The organism is Actinosynnema sp. NPDC023658 (assembly GCF_040639995.1).
Classification (GTDB): domain Bacteria; phylum Actinomycetota; class Actinomycetes; order Mycobacteriales; family Pseudonocardiaceae; genus Actinosynnema.
The window spans coordinates 2,337-18,206 of sequence record NZ_JBFAAX010000086.1; the positions used below are offsets into that span (position 1 = coordinate 2,337).

18 protein-coding genes are annotated in these 15,870 nt (G+C 71.0%); 10 read left to right on the plus strand and 8 right to left on the minus strand.

Annotation, left to right across the window (positions count from 1 at the left end; genetic code table 11):
- Window positions 1-81 precede the first annotated feature (81 nt).
- From AB0G02_RS13105 to AB0G02_RS13120, 4 genes are read left to right on the plus strand one after another with little or no spacing between them, the layout of a single operon-like run.
- Window positions 82-1,044, plus strand: coding sequence for a branched-chain amino acid ABC transporter permease (locus AB0G02_RS13105; RefSeq protein ID WP_360793259.1), 963 nt, complete (start codon window positions 82-84; stop codon window positions 1,042-1,044).
- Complete coding sequence (locus AB0G02_RS13110; RefSeq protein ID WP_360793261.1) at window positions 1,041-2,204, plus strand: branched-chain amino acid ABC transporter permease; 1,164 nt, start codon at window positions 1,041-1,043, stop codon at window positions 2,202-2,204. The genes AB0G02_RS13105 and AB0G02_RS13110 overlap by 4 nt, the downstream gene beginning before the upstream one ends.
- A gap of 32 nt (window positions 2,205-2,236) precedes the next feature.
- The gene (locus AB0G02_RS13115) at window positions 2,237-2,977 is read left to right on the plus strand and encodes an ABC transporter ATP-binding protein (protein WP_360793291.1); all 741 of its coding nucleotides are present in this window, start codon (window positions 2,237-2,239) and stop codon (window positions 2,975-2,977) included.
- Window positions 2,967-3,671 (plus strand): ABC transporter ATP-binding protein, encoded by a 705-nt coding sequence (locus AB0G02_RS13120; RefSeq protein WP_360793263.1) that lies wholly within the window; start codon window positions 2,967-2,969, stop codon window positions 3,669-3,671. Before AB0G02_RS13115 ends, AB0G02_RS13120 begins: the two co-directional genes overlap by 11 nt.
- 24 nt (window positions 3,672-3,695) lie before the next feature.
- Here AB0G02_RS13120 and AB0G02_RS13125 read toward each other — a convergent pair whose 3' ends face one another.
- Together AB0G02_RS13125 and AB0G02_RS13130 are read right to left on the minus strand one after the other, a co-directional pair.
- Window positions 3,696-4,283 (minus strand): DUF4352 domain-containing protein, encoded by a 588-nt coding sequence (locus tag AB0G02_RS13125; protein ID WP_360793265.1) that lies wholly within the window; start codon window positions 4,281-4,283, stop codon window positions 3,696-3,698.
- Between the two features lie 29 nt (window positions 4,284-4,312).
- A complete protein-coding gene (locus AB0G02_RS13130) occupies window positions 4,313-4,714 on the minus strand; it encodes a hotdog fold thioesterase (RefSeq protein ID WP_360793293.1) in 402 nt (133 codons plus the stop codon).
- A gap of 72 nt (window positions 4,715-4,786) precedes the next feature.
- Here AB0G02_RS13130 and polA point away from each other — a divergent pair, with 72 nt between their 5' ends.
- A complete protein-coding gene (gene polA, locus AB0G02_RS13135) occupies window positions 4,787-7,462 on the plus strand; it encodes a DNA polymerase I (protein ID WP_360793267.1) in 2,676 nt (891 codons plus the stop codon).
- Between the two features lie 11 nt (window positions 7,463-7,473).
- On the opposite strand, the gene AB0G02_RS13140 is transcribed toward polA, so the two are convergent.
- Complete coding sequence (locus AB0G02_RS13140) at window positions 7,474-7,836, minus strand: hypothetical protein (protein ID WP_360793269.1); 363 nt, start codon at window positions 7,834-7,836, stop codon at window positions 7,474-7,476.
- Between the two features lie 277 nt (window positions 7,837-8,113).
- On the opposite strand from AB0G02_RS13140, the gene AB0G02_RS13145 reads away from it, so the two are divergent.
- Complete coding sequence (locus tag AB0G02_RS13145) at window positions 8,114-8,563, plus strand: hypothetical protein (RefSeq protein ID WP_360793271.1); 450 nt, start codon at window positions 8,114-8,116, stop codon at window positions 8,561-8,563.
- Between the two features lie 81 nt (window positions 8,564-8,644).
- Here the strand turns inward: AB0G02_RS13145 and AB0G02_RS13150 are convergent, their stop codons facing one another.
- Window positions 8,645-9,088, minus strand: coding sequence for a helix-turn-helix domain-containing protein (locus AB0G02_RS13150; protein WP_360793273.1), 444 nt, complete (start codon window positions 9,086-9,088; stop codon window positions 8,645-8,647).
- Window positions 9,089-9,165: 77 nt separating this feature from the next.
- Here AB0G02_RS13150 and AB0G02_RS13155 point away from each other — a divergent pair, with 77 nt between their 5' ends.
- The 4 genes from AB0G02_RS13155 to AB0G02_RS13170 all read left to right on the plus strand — a co-directional run bounded on the left by AB0G02_RS13155 (window position 9,166) and on the right by AB0G02_RS13170 (window position 12,292).
- Entirely contained in the window at window positions 9,166-9,669 is a 504-nt protein-coding gene (locus tag AB0G02_RS13155; RefSeq protein WP_360793275.1) for a GNAT family N-acetyltransferase, read from the plus strand.
- A gap of 131 nt (window positions 9,670-9,800) precedes the next feature.
- Entirely contained in the window at window positions 9,801-11,093 is a 1,293-nt protein-coding gene (locus AB0G02_RS13160) for a Gfo/Idh/MocA family oxidoreductase (RefSeq protein ID WP_360793277.1), read from the plus strand.
- 9 nt (window positions 11,094-11,102) lie between these two features.
- Window positions 11,103-11,699 (plus strand): AAA family ATPase, encoded by a 597-nt coding sequence (locus tag AB0G02_RS13165; protein ID WP_360793279.1) that lies wholly within the window; start codon window positions 11,103-11,105, stop codon window positions 11,697-11,699.
- A complete protein-coding gene (locus AB0G02_RS13170) occupies window positions 11,696-12,292 on the plus strand; it encodes a hypothetical protein (protein WP_360793281.1) in 597 nt (198 codons plus the stop codon). The genes AB0G02_RS13165 and AB0G02_RS13170 overlap by 4 nt, the downstream gene beginning before the upstream one ends.
- A 10-nt stretch (window positions 12,293-12,302) precedes the next feature.
- On the opposite strand, the gene AB0G02_RS13175 is transcribed toward AB0G02_RS13170, so the two are convergent.
- The 4 genes from AB0G02_RS13175 to AB0G02_RS13190 all read right to left on the minus strand — a co-directional run.
- Window positions 12,303-12,896 (minus strand): TetR/AcrR family transcriptional regulator, encoded by a 594-nt coding sequence (locus tag AB0G02_RS13175; protein ID WP_360793283.1) that lies wholly within the window; start codon window positions 12,894-12,896, stop codon window positions 12,303-12,305.
- A complete protein-coding gene (locus AB0G02_RS13180; protein WP_360793285.1) occupies window positions 12,893-14,788 on the minus strand; it encodes a YhgE/Pip domain-containing protein in 1,896 nt (631 codons plus the stop codon). The genes AB0G02_RS13175 and AB0G02_RS13180 overlap by 4 nt, the downstream gene beginning before the upstream one ends.
- Window positions 14,785-15,408, minus strand: coding sequence for a hypothetical protein (locus AB0G02_RS13185; RefSeq protein ID WP_360793287.1), 624 nt, complete (start codon window positions 15,406-15,408; stop codon window positions 14,785-14,787). Before AB0G02_RS13185 ends, AB0G02_RS13180 begins: the two co-directional genes overlap by 4 nt.
- A 94-nt stretch (window positions 15,409-15,502) precedes the next feature.
- The coding region (locus AB0G02_RS13190) for a GNAT family N-acetyltransferase (RefSeq protein ID WP_360793289.1) at window positions 15,503-15,870 on the minus strand (368 nt) is incomplete at its 5' end.

The window sequence follows — 15,870 nt, forward strand, 5'->3', positions numbered from 1 at the left end:
GTTGTGGCGTGGGAACGACTGCTCCCGCTCCCCGCCCCTATGGCGATGTTTCTCCCCGCCCGTCTCGTGAGGCAACCTGTCATGCTTGATGATTTCCTCAACCAGTTCCTGCCCAGCACGGTGGGCGGACTGGTGTTCGGCTCCATCTACGCGCTCGTCGCCCTCGGCTACACGATGGTCTACGGCGTGCTGCGCCTGATCAACTTCGCGCACTCCGAGATCTTCATGATCGGCACGTTCACGTCGCTCGTGGTGATCACCGGGATCGCGCCCGCGTCACCGCTGACCGGGATCGCGCTGTTCGGCGTGATGGTGCTGATCATCGCGCTGTCCGCCGCGGTCTCCGGCGGCGCCGCGGTCCTGCTGGAGCTGGTGGCCTACCGGCCGCTGCGCAGGAAGGGCGCCACCCGGCTGACGGCGCTCATCTCCGCGATCGGCGCGTCGCTCTTCCTGCAAGAGCTGTTCGCGCTGGTCATCATCCCGTGGTTGACCGGCAAGCCCGGCCGCAACCAGCAGTCCTCGCCCCGCATCGTCGACCGCGACACCGTGTTCACCATCGGCAACGCGGCCGTCCGCACCGACCACATCATCGTCGTGGTCGCCGCGGTCATCATGATGATCGCCCTGGACCGCCTGGTGAACCGGACCAAGATCGGTCGCGGCATCCGCGCCACGGCGCAGGACCCCGAGGCCGCCGTCCTCATGGGCGTCAGCATCGACAACATCGTGCGGGTCACGTTCCTGCTCGGTGGCGCGATGGCGGGCGTCGCGGGCGCGCTGTACTTGATGGAGTTCGAGAACACCGTCTTCAACGTCGGCTTCGTGCTCGGCATCAAGGCGTTCACCGCGGCCGTGCTCGGCGGTATCGGCAACCTCCGCGGCGCATTGCTCGGCGGCGTCGTGCTCGGCCTCATCGAGAACTGGGGCGCGATCTTCCTGGGGTCGGAGTGGAAGGACGTGATCGCTTTCACCGTGCTGGTGATCGTGCTGATGTTCCGCCCGACCGGCATCCTCGGTGAATCCCTCCAGAAGGCCCGCGCATGAAAGGCAACGGAGTGTCTGGCAACTCGAACCCGTTGAGGCGCGTGGGCGCCCTGTTCGACGGCGCCCGCGACTGGTGGGAACACGCCAAGGTGTGGCAGCGGTACGTGGTGTACCTGGCCGTGATCGTGTTCGCGCTGATCCTGCCCGCGCCGTGGATCGGCAGCTTCATGTCGCCCGGCTCGGACTGGACGACCGTGCTGATCTACCCGATCGGCACCTACATCCTGCTGGCCGTCGGCCTGAACGTGGTGGTCGGCCAGGCGGGCCTGCTCGACCTCGGCTTCGTCGCGTTCTTCGCGATCGGCGGCTACTCGGTGGCCTACTTCGGCACCCAGTACGGCTGGAACTACTGGGCCACGGTGGCGTTCGGCATCATCCTGGCCGCCGTGTCCGGTGTGATCCTCGGTGCGCCGACGCTCCGCCTGCGCGGCGACTACCTGGCGATCGTGACGCTCGGCTTCGGTGAGATCGTCCGCATCACCGCGAACAACACCGACGAGATCGGCGGCGCGCGCGGCATCACCAACGTGCCGCACCCCACCGACATCCCCGGTGTGGTCGAGTTCGCGCTGCTGCCCGCGCCGTACTACTACCTGATCCTCATCGCCATCGTGCTGGTCATCATCTTCTCGGTGCGGTTGCAGAAGAGCCGGGTGGGCCGCGCGTGGGCGGCGATCCGGGAGGACGAGGACGCGGCCGAGCTGATGGGCGTGCCGACGTTCAAGTTCAAGCTGCTCGCGTTCGCCATCGGCGCCATGATCGGCGGTCTGGCGGGCGGCATCTACGCGGGCAAGGCCGTGTTCATCGAGCCGAACACGTTCCCGTTCATCCTGTCCGCGACCATCCTCGCGGCGGTCGTGCTCGGCGGCTCGGGCAACCTGCCCGGCGTCATGCTCGGCGCGTTCGTCATCGCCTGGCTGCCCGAGCGGTTCCGCGAGGTCAACTGGCTGAAGGACCTGCTGGGCAAGGACCCGGCGGAGTACCGCATCCTGCTGTTCGGCGGCGTGCTGGTGCTGATGATGGCGCTGCGCCCGGAGGGCCTGCTGCCCTCCCGCAGGCGCAAGGCCGAGCTGCACGAGGGCACCGGCGGCATGGGCACGATGGGCGCCGAGGTCGCGGGTCCGGACACCGAGGTCACGACGACGGAGGCGGCCAAGTGAGCACTCCCGTCCTTCAGCTGGACAACGTCACCATGCGCTTCGGCGGCGTGGTCGCCCTGCGCGAGGCGAAGCTGAGCATCGGCCAGGGCGAGATCTTCGCCCTGATCGGGCCCAACGGCGCGGGCAAGACCACGGTGTTCAACGTGGTCACCGGCGTCTACCAGCCCACCGAGGGCCAGGTGCTGTTCAACGGCACGCGGATCGACGGCACCAAGCGGTTCAAGATCACCAAGCTGGGCGTCGCCCGCACCTTCCAGAACATCCGGCTGTTCCACAACATGTCGGCGCTGGAGAACGTGATGGTGGGCGCGGACTCGCACCACCGGACCGGTGCGATCGGCGCGACGCTGAACCTGCCCTGGCACCGCAAGGAGGAGAAGCGCGGGCGCGAGCTGGCCCGGGAGCTGCTCGACTTCGTCGGCATCCCCGGTCGGATGAACGAGACCGCGAAGAACCTGCCCTACGGCGACCAGCGGCGGCTGGAGATCGCCCGCGCGCTGGCCACGGACCCGAAGCTGCTCCTGCTCGACGAGCCGGCGGCGGGCATGAACCCGGCCGAGAAGGAGTCGCTGCAGGCGCTGATCCGCAAGATCCGCGACAGCGGCCGGACCGTGCTGCTGATCGAGCACGACATGAGCCTGGTCATGGGCGTCAGCGACCGCGTGGCGGTGCTGGACTTCGGCCAGCTGATCGCAGAAGGGCTCCCGCAAGAGGTGCAGAACAACCCGAAGGTCATCGAGGCGTACCTGGGGGTGTCCGAAGATGCTTCTTGAGATCAAGGACATCCACGTCCACTACGGCAAGATCGCCGCGATCAAGGGCATCAGCCTCCAGGTCGAGGACGGTGAGATCGTCTCGCTCATCGGCGCCAACGGCGCGGGCAAGACGACCACGCTGAAGACCATCTCCGGGTTGCGCCCGCTGACCAGCGGCCAGGTGCTGTTCAACGGCGAGGACATCTCCAAGATGCCCGGCCACAAGCGGGTCATGGCGGGCATCGGCCAGTCACCGGAGGGCCGGGGCGTGTTCCCCGGCATGACGGTGCAGGAGAACCTGCTGATGGGCGCCTACACCCGCAAGGACGCGCTGGACGCCGACCTGGCCGAGGTCTACGAGCTGTTCCCGCGGCTGGCGGAGCGCAAGAACCAGTTCGGCGGCACGATGTCCGGCGGCGAGCAGCAGATGATCGCCATCGGCCGGGCGCTGATGACCAAGCCGAAGGTGCTCCTGCTCGACGAGCCGTCGATGGGCCTCGCGCCCATGCTCATCGCGCAGATCTTCGAGATCATCAAGGAGATCAACAAGCGCGGCACCACCGTGCTGCTGGTCGAGCAGAACGCGCAGCAGGCGCTGAAGCTGTCCGACCGCGCGTACGTGCTGGAGACCGGCCGGGTCGTGAAGAGCGCGCCCGGACCGCAGCTGCTGGACGACCCCCAGGTGCGCGCGGCGTACCTCGGCGGTCACTGACGGCACCGTGGCCCGCTGGCCCGGCTACGGCTGGGTCAGCGGGATCTCGGTGCTCGTCTCGTCCTTCAGGTCGGTGAACGTCGGACCGCCCCACACCCGCAGCGCCAGCGGCTTCGCGTCCTTGGGCAGGTCGTAGTAGACGTCGTACTCCAGGCGCACGTTCGCGCCGAGGTCCAGCGTGTCCGGCTGCCTCTTGATCGTCATCGCCTGCACGTCCACCTCGTGCTCGACCTCGTGGTCGTCGATCAGCACGTGCCTGCGGGCGGCGAACGACACGCTGCTGCGGCCGTTGTTGATCACGCTCATCCGGATCCGGACGAACTGCCCCTTGGCCTGGAACTCGGCGTGGCTGCCGATCAGCGTCGGGATCTCGGTGGTCAGCCCGAGCAGCGTGAACGCCGTGTCCCCGTCCGCGGTGGTGGGGATCTTGAGCGGCTTCTCGTCCGGCCGCACCGTCTGCGGCGGCACCGGGTACGTCGCCGCCGACGACACCGCGGTGTCCGGACCCGCCACGACCGGCGCGTCACCGCACCCGGCCGCCACCAGCACCACGGCCATCACCGCCACCAGCCGCCGCACGCCCACCTCCGACTCACCGGGTCCTCCCTGCATTGGACACCCGGTACGACCTGATCGCACCCTCACACCTTCGGGGCATCTTTCAGGAAGCACGTCAGCCTCGCCGTGCAGGCACGCCGTCCCTGCTCGTCGTTGATCACGATCTCGTAGGTCGCGGTGCTGCGACCCCGGTGGATCGGCGTGCACACGCCCGTGACGACGCCTTCGGTGACACCCCGGTGGTGCGTGCAGGACAGCTCCAGCCCGACCGCGATCCGCTCCGGCGCCGCGTGCATGGCCGCCGCGACCGAGCCCAGGGTCTCCGCCAGCACCGCGTTCGCGCCACCGTGCAGCAGCCCGTACGGCTGCCGGTTGCCCTTGACCGGCATCGTGCCGACCAGCCGGTCGGCCTCCCATCGGGTGATCTCGATCCCGAGCTTGGAGGTCAGCTGCTCGTGGGCGACGGCCTGGTCGGAGCCAGGCATGTCCTCGGGGGCTGGCGTCACGGGTGCTCCAGTCGGTGCAAACTTGTCGGACCCCCACCCTAGACTCGGCCCGTGAGCACTTCAGAAGCCTCCCGCCTGCTGCTGGTCGACGGTCACTCCATGGCCTACCGCGCCTTCTTCGCGCTGCCCAAGGAGAACTTCCAGACGGGCACGGGCCAGACCACGAACGCGGTCTACGGCTTCACGTCGATGCTCATCAACCTGCTCCGGGACGAGAAGCCCACGCACGTCGCGGTGGCGTTCGACGTCTCGCGCAAAACGTTCCGCACCGAGGCCTACGCGGAGTACAAGGCCGGTCGCAGCGAGACGCCGGACGAGTTCCGCGGCCAGGTCAGCCTCATCGAGGACGTGCTGGGCACGCTGTCCATCCCCACCCTGTCCAAGCCCAACTTCGAGGCCGACGACCTGATCGCCACGCTCACCACGCAGGCCACCGAGCTGGGCTTCGAGGTGCTCATCTGCACCGGCGACCGAGACGCGCTGCAGCTGGTCAACGACAAGGTGACGGTGCTGTACCCGGTCAAGGGCGTGTCCGAGCTGGCGCGCTACACCCCCGAGCTGGTGCTGGAGAAGCAGGGCGTGCCGCCCGAGCTGTACGCCGACTACGCGGCGGTGCGCGGCGACTCGTCGGACAACCTGCCGAACACCCCCGGCGTCGGCCCGAAGACCATCGTGAAGCTGCTCACCCAGTTCGGCTCGCTCAACGGCCTGATCGACCACGTGGACGAGGTGCCCGGCAAGGTGGGCGACGCGCTGCGCGCGAACCTGTCCAACATCATGCTGAACCGGCAGCTCACCGAGCTGGTGCGCGACGTGGAGCTGCCCGTCGGGCCGGCCGAGCTGCAGGTCAGGCCGTGGGACCGCGACGCCGTGCACCGGCTGTTCGACGAGCTGGAGTTCCGGGTGCTGCGCGACCGGCTGTTCTCCACCCTGGCCACCGCCGAGCCGGAGGCCGAGGAGGGCTTCACGGTCAGCGGCGGCGCGGTGGGCGCGGGCGAGGTGGCGTCCTGGCTCGACGCGCACGCGCGCTCCGGGCGGGTCGGCATCGCGTTCCGCACCTCCGGGGCCGACCTGGAGGGCCTGGCGGTGGCCGCGGCCGGCGGCGAGGGCGGGTACTTCGAGGTCGCGTCGCTGACCGAGGCCGACGAGAACGCGCTGGCCGCGTGGCTGGCCGACGAGTCGGTGGCGAAGGCGGCGCACGACCTCAAGCTGCCGCTGCGCAGGCTGCGGGCGCTCGGCTGGAAGCTGCGCGGGGTCAGCAGCGACACGGCGCTGGCCGCCTACCTGGTGCGTCCCGGCCAGCGGTCGTTCGCGCTGGACGACCTGGCGCTGCGCTACCTCAAGCGCGAGCTGCGGGCCGAGGAGGTCGACGACGGTCAGCTGTCGCTGCTGGCCGACGAGGAGGAGGAGCGGCAGAAGACCGCCCAGGCGGCGATCGTGCGGGCGTTCGCGGTGGCGGAGCTGGCCGACGCGCTGGACGCGGAGCTGGTCGCCACCGGCCAGGAGTCGCTGCTGGCGAGCCTGGAGCTGCCGCTGATGATGGTGCTCGACGAGGTCGAGGCGGTCGGCATCGCGATCGACACCGAGCACCTGGCGGCGTTGGAGGCGCACTTCGCGGCGGGCGTGAAGCAGGCCGCGCAGGACGCGTACTCGGTGATCGGCAAGGAGATCAACCTCGGCTCGCCCAAGCAGCTCCAGACGGTGCTGTTCGACGAGCTGAACATGCCGAAGACGAAGAAGACCAAGACCGGGTACACGACGGACGCGGACGCGCTGCAGAACCTGTTCGAGGCCACCGAGCACCCGTTCCTCCAGCACCTGCTCGCGCACCGGGACGTGACCAGGCTGAAGTCCACCGTCGACGGGCTGCTGAAGTCGGTGGCCGACGACGGCCGCATCCACACCACGTTCCACCAGACCATCGCGGCGACCGGGCGGCTGTCCTCCACCGACCCGAACCTGCAGAACATCCCGATCCGCACCGACGAGGGCCGGCGCATCCGCGAGGCGTTCGTGGTCGGCCCGGGCTACGCCGAGCTGATGACGGCCGACTACAGCCAGATCGAGATGCGCATCATGGCCCACCTGTCCGAGGACGAGGGCCTGATCGAGGCGTTCCGCAGCGGCGAGGACCTGCACACGTTCGTGGCGTCCCGCGCCTTCTCGGTGCCGACCTCGGAGGTCACCGCCGAGCAGCGCCGCCGGGTGAAGGCCATGTCGTACGGGTTGGCGTACGGGCTGTCGGAGTACGGGCTGGCGCAGCAGCTGCGCATCTCGGCCCCCGAGGCGCGCGAGCAGAAGGAGGCGTACTTCGCCCGGTTCGGCGGGGTGCGCGACTACCTGCACGCCGTGGTCGAGGACGCCCGCAAGAAGGGCTACACGGAGACGATCCTGGGTCGCCGGCGCTACCTGCCCGACCTGACCAGCGACAACCGGCAGCGCCGGGAGATGGCCGAGCGGATGGCGTTGAACGCGCCGATCCAGGGCAGTGCGGCGGACATCATCAAGGTCGCGATGCTCGGCGTGTTCCGCGCGCTGGAGGAGTCGGGCCTGCGGTCGCGGATGCTGCTCCAGGTGCACGACGAGCTCGTGCTGGAGATCGCGGAGGGCGAGCGGGAGCAGGTGGAGGCGCTGGTCCGCGCCCAGATGGGCGGGGCGTACGAGCTGTCGGTGGACATGGAGGTCTCAGTGGGCGTCGGCCGTTCCTGGGATGCCGCCGCCCACTGAGCCGGTGTTCATCAGTCGAGGTAGCAGTACCAGCTGTACTCGTCCTGCTCGTCCCAGTAGTCCGGCTTGGCCCACTGCTTGGTGTACTGCCACTGGCAGGCGGCGTACATGTTGATGTCCTCGAATCCGCCGTCCTGCCGGACGCAGTACCAGGACCAGACGTTGTTCGGCGCCTGGTTGGTGACGTCGGAGTAGCCGAAGTGACGGCAGAACTCCGAGAGGTTCACCCCGCCGAGGACGTCCCTGCGCGCGTTGTCCGAGGCGCTGACCTCGGTGTCCGACGCGGCGGGCGCGGCGGACGCGGCGGACACCGTGCCCATCGCGAGCGCGATCCCGAGCGCTGCGACTGCCAGCGCCTTTGCTGTCCTCATCATCGGGGGTTCCCTTCGGAGGTAGGAAATGAGGTCCGATTTCCCCGGACTCCGCTTTCGGTCCGGCGCATTCGAATATAGGAGGCGGCTTTCCGGGCCGGCAATGCCCGAATGGAGTGCACACTTCGCTGGAAAGAGCCGGTGAAACGTGTAACGGACACGGGTCGTGACATTTTTTCGATCGATTACCCGCGCGGGTGTCACCAGGGCGGGTGCGGACAGCCGTACTTCACTTTCGTGCTCGCTGACCCATCATTCGTGGTGGTGGAGGGGGGCGGCGATGGCCGACAGGTCGGTGGTGGGTGCGGGGACCGGGTGGTCGAGGCTGTTCAGCCCGATCGCGGTGTTCCTCGGTCTTTTCGGCGTGCTGAACTTCGTCGAGCTGCCGCTGGGGTGGAAGGACCGGCAGCAGCAGGTGGGCCGGTACCTCGACGCGACCCTCGACCTGGGCCCGGACTGGGTCCTGCCGGTGATCTGGGTGGTGAAGGTCGTCGAGCTCGGGCTGGGCGTGCTCGCCCTGGCCGCGCTGCTGCGGCGGCGCACCCGGTGGCTCGCCGCCGCCGTGGTCGGCTGGTTGGCGTGGTTCACCGCGTTCAGCGCGATGGACGTGTGGGCGGCCGACCGGGCGGAGCTCCAGGAGCACACGGTCTACTTCGTGATGTTCGCCGTGCTGCTGGGGATGATCCACCTCGTCACGGCCGTGGAGGGCTACCTCGGCTCACGCCGGTGACCGGCTCCCCGGCGGATCGACCCGCACGGGTGATTCCGTGGGCATGACCGACCCGTGAGCGTGACCGACCCGCACGGGTGATCAGCGCAGCGGCGTGACGCTGACGTCCCGCGCGGTCAGCTCGGCGCCGCACCCCTCGCACGACACGTGCACGCCGACGTCGCCGCCGCACGAGCGGTGGTGCAGGTCGAACGAGGCGCCCTCGGCGGGCGACATCCAGCGGTCGCCCCACTTGCGCAGGGCCATCAGCACCGGGTACAGCTCCAGGCCCTTCTCGGTCAGCCGGTACTCGTAGCGCGTCCGCATGTCCTTGTACGCCTCGCGGCGCAGGATGCCCTCTTCGACCAGCGTGCCCAGGCGCTCGGTCAGCACGCTGCGCGAGATGTCCATCGACGTCTGGAAGTCCTCGAACCGCCGCGTGCCCAGGAACGCCTGCCGCAGCAGCAGCAACGTCCACCGCTCACCGAGCAGGGCGGCGGGGAGCGACACGGTGCACAGCTCGTCGGCAACCTTCACGTGGGCCATGTCCACCCACGATACCCCTTGCGTTCGGAAAACGGATCCAGCTAGGGTTCGGAATCCGAACCCAAGGGGCGACCGCCATGAGAGTCCGCGAACTGCACGCCGCCGAGGCGGGCGAGGTCGTCGACACCGTCTTCGACGGCCTGTCCCCGCGCAGCCGCTACCTGCGCTTCCACGCCCCGGTGCCGCGTCTCACCGCGACCATGCGCCGCCGCCTCGTCGACCTCGACGGCGACCGCCGGGCCGCCGTCGTCGCCGAGTGCCACCGCACGCCCGTCGGCATCGCGCGGCTCGTCGCCACCGACGAGCGCACCGCCGAGATCGCCCTGGCCGTGGTCGACCCGTGGCAGCGCAAGGGCGTCGGAACCGAGCTGATGACCGCCCTCGGTCGGCTCGCCACCGACCTGCGCTACACCCGGCTGCACGGCGACGTGCTGGGCGAGAACCAGCCGATGCTGGCCCTGGTCGCCCGCGTGTTCCCCGGCGCGCGCCTGACCCGCGACGAGGACGACGTCATCCGGGTCACCTACCCGCTGACCTTCGAGTTGACCCACGAGGAGCTGGTAGCCGACCTGCGGTGGTGAGCAGGGCGGGCGACGGATCCGCCGCGCACGCCGGGTCGGACGCCGCCCGCCGGTTTGTCCCCGCTTGTCCTTGACGGCGTGCGGGCCGTTCGGGCTAGCGTGTGGAAAACGCTTACCTGAAGGGCGGCGGCATGGCACGCAGGCGTTACGCGGTCGTCGGCACCGGCGCGCGGGCCGAGTTGCACGTCGACGCGATCCTCGGTCACCCGGAGCACGGCGAGCTGGTGGCGTTCTGCGACGTGAACCCGACCCGCATGGCCGTGCACAACGAGCGCCTGGACCGGCCCGTGCCGACCTACGCCGCCGAGGACTTCCTGCGGATGATCGAGGCCGAGCGGGTCGACGTGGTCGTGGTCTGCACGGTCGACCGCCACCACGACACCTACATCGTCGAGGCGCTGGACGCGGGCTGCGACGTCGTCACCGAGAAGCCGATGACGATCGACGAGGCCGGCGCCGGCAAGGTCTTCGACGCGGTGGAGCGCAACGACGGCAACGTCACCGTCACGTTCAACTACCGGTACAACCCGGTGCACGAGAAGGTGCGCGAGCTGCTCGCCGGCGGCGCGGTCGGTGAGATCGGCTCGGTGCACTTCGAGTGGCTGCTCGACGTCCGCCACGGCGCGGACTACTTCCGCCGCTGGCACCGCGACAAGGCGAACTCCGGCGGTCTGCTGGTGCACAAGGCCACCCACCACTTCGACCTGCTCAACTGGTGGGTCGGCTCGGTGCCGGAGGTCGTCTACGCGCACGGCCGGCTGTTCTTCTACGGCGAGGAGAACGGCAAGCGCCACGGCCACCACCGGCCCTACACCAGGGTGCACGGGTCGCCCGAGGCGCGGGACGACCCGTTCGCGCTGCACGTCGAGCGCGACCGGTGGCTGCGCCGGCTCTACCTCGACGCCGAGCACGAGGACGGCTACCACCGGGACCTGAACCCCTTCGCGCCCGGTGTGTCCATTGAGGACGACATGTCGGTGCTGGTGCGCTACGCCGGCGGGGCGAACCTGACCTACCACCTCACGGCCTACTCGCCGTGGGAGGGCTACCGGCTGATGGTCAACGGCAGCCGCGGCCGGCTGGAGCTGGAGGTCGTGGAGAACAGCTGGGTCGGCGGGCAGCAGCCCGCGGTGCACGGCAAGGAGGCCAACCCCGAGGAGGGGCACGTCCGGCTGACCGTGCAGCCGCTGTTCGGGCGGGCCGAGGAGGTGCCGCTGGAAGCGGGCGGCGCCGGGCACGGCGGGGCGGACGCGCGGATGACCGGGGTGATCTACGGCGAGCCGGGGCAGCCCGACCCGCTGGGGCGTCGCGCCACGCACCGTGACGGGGTGTTGTCGCTGCTCACCGGGTTCGCCGCCAACCGCAGCGCCGAGACCGGCGAAGCGGTCCGCGTGGCGGAGTTGCCGGACGTCGGTTGGCGGTAGCCTGGCGCGGTGCCGCTCCTGGGACCAGCCGACGAGTTGCCGCACCCGCCGCGGCGGGTGCTCGTGGCCGGCACGTCCGGCTCCGGGAAAACGACCCTGGCGCGTTCCGTGGCCCGCGCGCTCGGTCTGTCCTATGTGGAGATGGACTCGCTCTTCCACGGTCCACAGTGGACCGCCAGGGAGGAGTTCGAGGCGGACGTGCGCCGGTTCGTCAAGGGCGACGCGTGGGCGACGGAGTGGCAGTACCGCCTGGTGCGGCCGTTGCTGGTGGAGCACGCCGACACGCTGCTCTGGCTGGACCACCCGCGGCACGTGGTGATGCGCCGCGTCACGGTGCGCACGGTGCGACGCCGCATCCGCCGCGAGGAGTTGTGGAACGGCAACGTGGAACCGCCCCTGCGCACGGTGTTCACCGACCCAGAACACCTGCTGCGCTGGGCGTGGAAGTCGCACGCCCGCACCGGTGAGCGGGTCCGCGCGGTGCTCGACGGGGAGCACGCCGGACGGCTCGCGGTGGTGCGGCTGCGCGGTCAGCGCGAGGTCGACCAATGGCGGTCAGGCCCGTTGCGGCGGGCGGCGGAACGCGGCGAGGAGTCGGTGCGATGAGCGAGCGGACGGCGTTGGTGCTGGGCGGCACGGGGATGTTGAAGGGCTGCGCGGACGAGCTGCTGGCGCAGGGGTGGCGGGTGGTGCTGCCGAGCCGACGGCCCGAGCGCGCCCTGGGCAGCGCGGCGAGGGCGGCCCTGCGCGGGCGCGGTCACGTGCCGCACACGACCAGGGCGGGGGACGCCGGACGGGTGGCGGTGGCCGCGGACTGGGCCAGACCGGCCGAGCTGGCCGACCGGGTCCGCGCGGTGGTGGACCGCCCCGCCGACCTGCTGGTGGCGTGGGTGCACGCGAGCTACCGGGCCGCCGTGCTGCGCGCCGTGGCGCCCCTGCTCGCACCGCACGCCCCCGTGGTCGAGGTGCACGACAGCGGCGCCATCCACCCGGTGCGCGGCGTGCCGGACCCGGCCCTGGAGGGCCACCCCACGCAGCAGGTCGTGCTGGGGTTCGTCCGGCACGGCGCCGGCATCCGCTGGCTCAGCCACGAGGAGACGTCGATCGGCGTGCTCGAAGCCGTGCGCCGCGCCCTGGACGGCCGGGCGCCGTCGACGCACCAGGTGGGCGAGATCGACACCTGGGTGATGCGGCACTAGCCGCCGGCGCTCAGCCCGGCCGCAGGCCCCGCACCAGCGACAGCACGGAGTCGCGCACCTCGGCGAGATCGCGCTCGGGCTGGAACACCTGCCAGTCCAGCGCGATCACCAGCACCGTGCCGAACAGCGCCGCCGACGCCGTCGCGACCTGCACGCCCTCGGGCAGCCGGTCCGCGTCGGCCAGCCGCTGCACCTGCCCGCGGACGATGGAGACGATGTCGTCGCGCAGCAGGCTCAACGTGTCGTGCCACTGGCCGGGCGTGCGCCACAGCTCCGACACCAGCAGCTGCCCGAACGCCGGGTACTCGGCGAAGAACCCGAGCATCCCCTCCACCAGCGACGCCATCGCCGCCGAGGTGTCCTCCTGCTCCTCGGCCGCCTTCAGCCGGGCCGCCAGCAGGTCGACGCCGTGCCGCAGCAGCGCGTCGACCAGCGCGTCCTTGCTGGCGAAGTTGTAGTAGACGGTGCCCTTGGCCACGCCCGCCTCGGCGGCGATCTCGTCCACCGTGACGCTCGCCGCGCCCCGCTCACCGACCAACCGCAGCGCGGCGTCGAACAGCTTCTGCTTGGTCGCGGCGGTGCGGCCGGGGCGCGTGCCGGTCACAGCACGAGCTCGGGCTTCAGGCGAGCGGGTGTCCACACCCGCTGCTTGTACGCGGCGATCGTCGCCAAGGCAAGGCCCCCGGCCAGGTAGGCGACCAGGATCAGCGCGTCCTTGCCGACGCTGCCCAGCGACCCGCCGTACATGAGGTGCCGCAGGCCGTCCACGGCGTAGCCCATGGGCAGCCCGTAGTGCAGCGGGTACAGCGGCACCGGGATGGTCTGCCACGGGAACGTGCCGCCCGCGCTGACCAGCTGGAGGATCAGCAGGACCAGGCCGATGAACTTGCCGACCGCGCCGAACAGGGCGTTCAACGCGTGCAGCACGGCCACGAACGTCGCGGACACCAGCAGCAGGAACGCCAGCGTGCCGAGCGGGTGCGACGGCCGGATGTCCACCACCAGCGTGACCACCGCGTACATCACCACGACCTGCGCCGCACCCAGCAGCACGCCGGGCAGCCAGCCGCCCACCGCCACCCGCAGCGGCGACTGCCCGGCCGCGAGCCCGCGTCGGGACAGGGGCTTGAGCAGCAGGAACAGCACGAACGCGCCGATCCAGGTGGCCAGGCCGAGGAAGAACGGGGCCAGGCCCGCGCCGTAGCTGCCCGCGGACGTCTGGCTCACGCCGTGCACGTTCACCGGGTCACCGATGGTCTGCGCGGTCGACTCGCGGGTCGGGTCGTCGGGGTTGGGGATCTGCGAGACGCCGGCGGCCAGGCCGTCGCGCAGCTGGTTCGACCCGTCCACGAGCTGCGCCTCGCCGTCGCGCAGCCGTGCCGCGCCGTCGCGCACCTGCGCCGCGCCGGACGAGACCTGCGCCGCGCCGTCGTTGAGCCGGGTGACGGCGTCGGTCAGCGCGGGCGTGCTCGCGGCCAGCTGCGCCGCGCCGTCGGAGACCTGCTTCGCCCCGTCGGCCAGCGTGCGGAGCTGCCCGGCCGTGCCCTGCACCTTGTTGTTGGCGTCGTCCACGGGCCGCCGGGCCTCGCCCAACGCCCCCAGCACGCGTTGCACCTGCTCCTCGGTGAACCCGAGCGCGCGCAGCCTGGTCGCCACGTCCCCGTTGACCGTGTTCAACCGGTCGACCAGGTCCTGCGCCTTGACGGCGTAGTCCTCGGCGGTCCTGGCGACGGTCTCGTTGCCGTCCGCGACCTGCTTGGCCCCCGACGCCAGCTGCTGCGACTTGACCGGCAGGCCCGCCGTCGAGTCGCGCAGCTGCGTGAGGCCGGACGACACCTGCGCGGCGCCGTCGGCCAGGGGCACGGTGCCGTCCGCGAGCTGCTGCGCGCCGGCGTAGGCGTCCTGCTGGCCCGCGGCGAGCTTGGTGGCGCCGTCGGCGGCCTCGGCGGTCTTCTGCCGGATGGTGGAGAACCCGAGCAGCAGCTTGTCCGCCGCCTCCGCGCCGACCTTCACCGACACCGACCGGCGCACCTCCGCCACGACCTGGTTGGCGATCGTGGAGCCGAGGTAGTTGTTCGCGTCGTTGGTGGTCAGCACGATGACGCCCTGCCGGGGCGTGAAGTCGCCGGAGGACAGCAGGGACCGGCTGAAGTCCTGGGGCAGGGTCAGCGCGAACGTGTAGGTGCCGTTGCGCACGCCCTGCTCGGCCTGCGCGGCGTCCACCCGGTGCCAGTCGAACCGGTCGCCGTTCACCAGCTCGTCGGCCACCTCCCGCCCGGCGTCCAGGCGCGTGCCGTCGCTCGCGGTCGCGCCCTCGTCCTCGACGACGAGCGCGGCGGGCACCTGGTTGAGGTGCGCGTACGGGTCCTTGTTGGCGTAGAGGTACAGCGCCGCGTACAGCAGCGGCACCAGCGTCAGCGCGAGCACCGCGAGCTTCGGCAGCTTGCCGGAGGTGATCCGGCGCAGCTCGTTGAACGCCATCCGGACGGCGGTCACTGGGACTCCTCGGCAACGTTGTCGGCGCCGATCCGCGCGACGGGCACGTCGAGCAGGGCGGCGGAGGTCGTGGTGCACAGGACGACGACGGACCGGTCGGGCGTCACGTGCGCGCGCGCCAGCTCCCACCAGCCCTTCGGGTCGCCGTGGTAGCGGTCGGGGCTGTCGAGCACGAGCGTCGTCGCGCCGGGGCGGCCCGCGGCCAGCTCCAGCATCAGCGCGCACCGGGTGGCCGCGGGGACGTGCTCGAACCGGGTGTCCAGGAGCTCGTCCGCGTCCCGCTCGACCAGCCAGTCCGCCACGGCCTTGCGCCCGCTGCGCGCGCCGTTCACGGCCAGCTCCTCACCGACGACGCCGGCCAGCGTCAGCGAACCCTCGGGCTCGCTGACGTCGGGGGAGTCCACCAGCACGACGTGCGCGCGCAGCTCGGCCGGGGAGGGGGAGACGTCACCGGTGCTCGGGCGCATCCGGCCGGAGAGCACCAGGCCGAGCGCGGTGTGCCCGGCGCCGGGGTCGCCCGCCACCAGCACCAGCTCGCCGGGCCCGACGAGCAGCGACGTCGGCTTCAGCAGCGGGCCGTGCGGCCCGGTGACGCCGACGCGCCGAGCGTGGATCTGCACCGCGGACCTCCTTTTGAACTGACTGGTCAGTTCAAATAGTGGCCCGATCGGGGGCGGCCCGCAACTCCGCGGGGTGTGATGTGGCGCGCGGGGCCTAGCGCAGCGCCCCGGCGGGGCGGACCTCCCACATCGTCCACAGTGGACGATAACCCTGCCGCGGCCAGAACACCGAGGACAGCGGGTTCGGCGGGTTGTAGTACAGGTAGGTGCCGACCGTGCCGAGCCGGGCCAGCTCGCGGTGCGCGTGCGCCATCAGCTGCCGGCCCACGCCCGTGCCGCGCGCGCCCGGGAGCACCGACACGCAGTTCACGTACCCCCAGCGGCCGTGCGGCAGCCTGGTCGAGGTCCAGTTGCCCGGCTCCGACGTCACCACCGCGCACTCGGCCAGCGCCACCGCGATGCCGTCCCGCTCGGCCAGCAACGCGGGGCGGCCGCCGGCCGGGCGCTGGGCGCGGGGCCCGG

What these genes read in the sequence shown, in the direction of transcription:
- AB0G02_RS13105 (WP_360793259.1), top strand. Translation starts at nt 82, where the DNA reads ATGCTTGATGATTTCCTCAACCAGTTCCTGCCCAGCACGGTGGGCGGA.
- AB0G02_RS13110 (WP_360793261.1), top strand. Translation starts at nt 1,041, where the DNA reads ATGAAAGGCAACGGAGTGTCTGGCAACTCGAACCCGTTGAGGCGCGTG.
- AB0G02_RS13115 (WP_360793291.1), top strand. Translation starts at nt 2,237, where the DNA reads ATGCGCTTCGGCGGCGTGGTCGCCCTGCGCGAGGCGAAGCTGAGCATC.
- AB0G02_RS13120 (WP_360793263.1), top strand. Translation starts at nt 2,967, where the DNA reads ATGCTTCTTGAGATCAAGGACATCCACGTCCACTACGGCAAGATCGCC.
- AB0G02_RS13125 (WP_360793265.1), bottom strand. Translation starts at nt 4,283, where the DNA reads ATGCAGGGAGGACCCGGTGAGTCGGAGGTGGGCGTGCGGCGGCTGGTG.
- AB0G02_RS13130 (WP_360793293.1), bottom strand. Translation starts at nt 4,714, where the DNA reads ATGCCTGGCTCCGACCAGGCCGTCGCCCACGAGCAGCTGACCTCCAAG.
- AB0G02_RS13140 (WP_360793269.1), bottom strand. Translation starts at nt 7,836, where the DNA reads ATGATGAGGACAGCAAAGGCGCTGGCAGTCGCAGCGCTCGGGATCGCG.
- AB0G02_RS13145 (WP_360793271.1), top strand. Translation starts at nt 8,114, where the DNA reads ATGGCCGACAGGTCGGTGGTGGGTGCGGGGACCGGGTGGTCGAGGCTG.
- AB0G02_RS13150 (WP_360793273.1), bottom strand. Translation starts at nt 9,088, where the DNA reads ATGGCCCACGTGAAGGTTGCCGACGAGCTGTGCACCGTGTCGCTCCCC.
- AB0G02_RS13155 (WP_360793275.1), top strand. Translation starts at nt 9,166, where the DNA reads ATGAGAGTCCGCGAACTGCACGCCGCCGAGGCGGGCGAGGTCGTCGAC.
- AB0G02_RS13160 (WP_360793277.1), top strand. Translation starts at nt 9,801, where the DNA reads ATGGCACGCAGGCGTTACGCGGTCGTCGGCACCGGCGCGCGGGCCGAG.
- AB0G02_RS13170 (WP_360793281.1), top strand. Translation starts at nt 11,696, where the DNA reads ATGAGCGAGCGGACGGCGTTGGTGCTGGGCGGCACGGGGATGTTGAAG.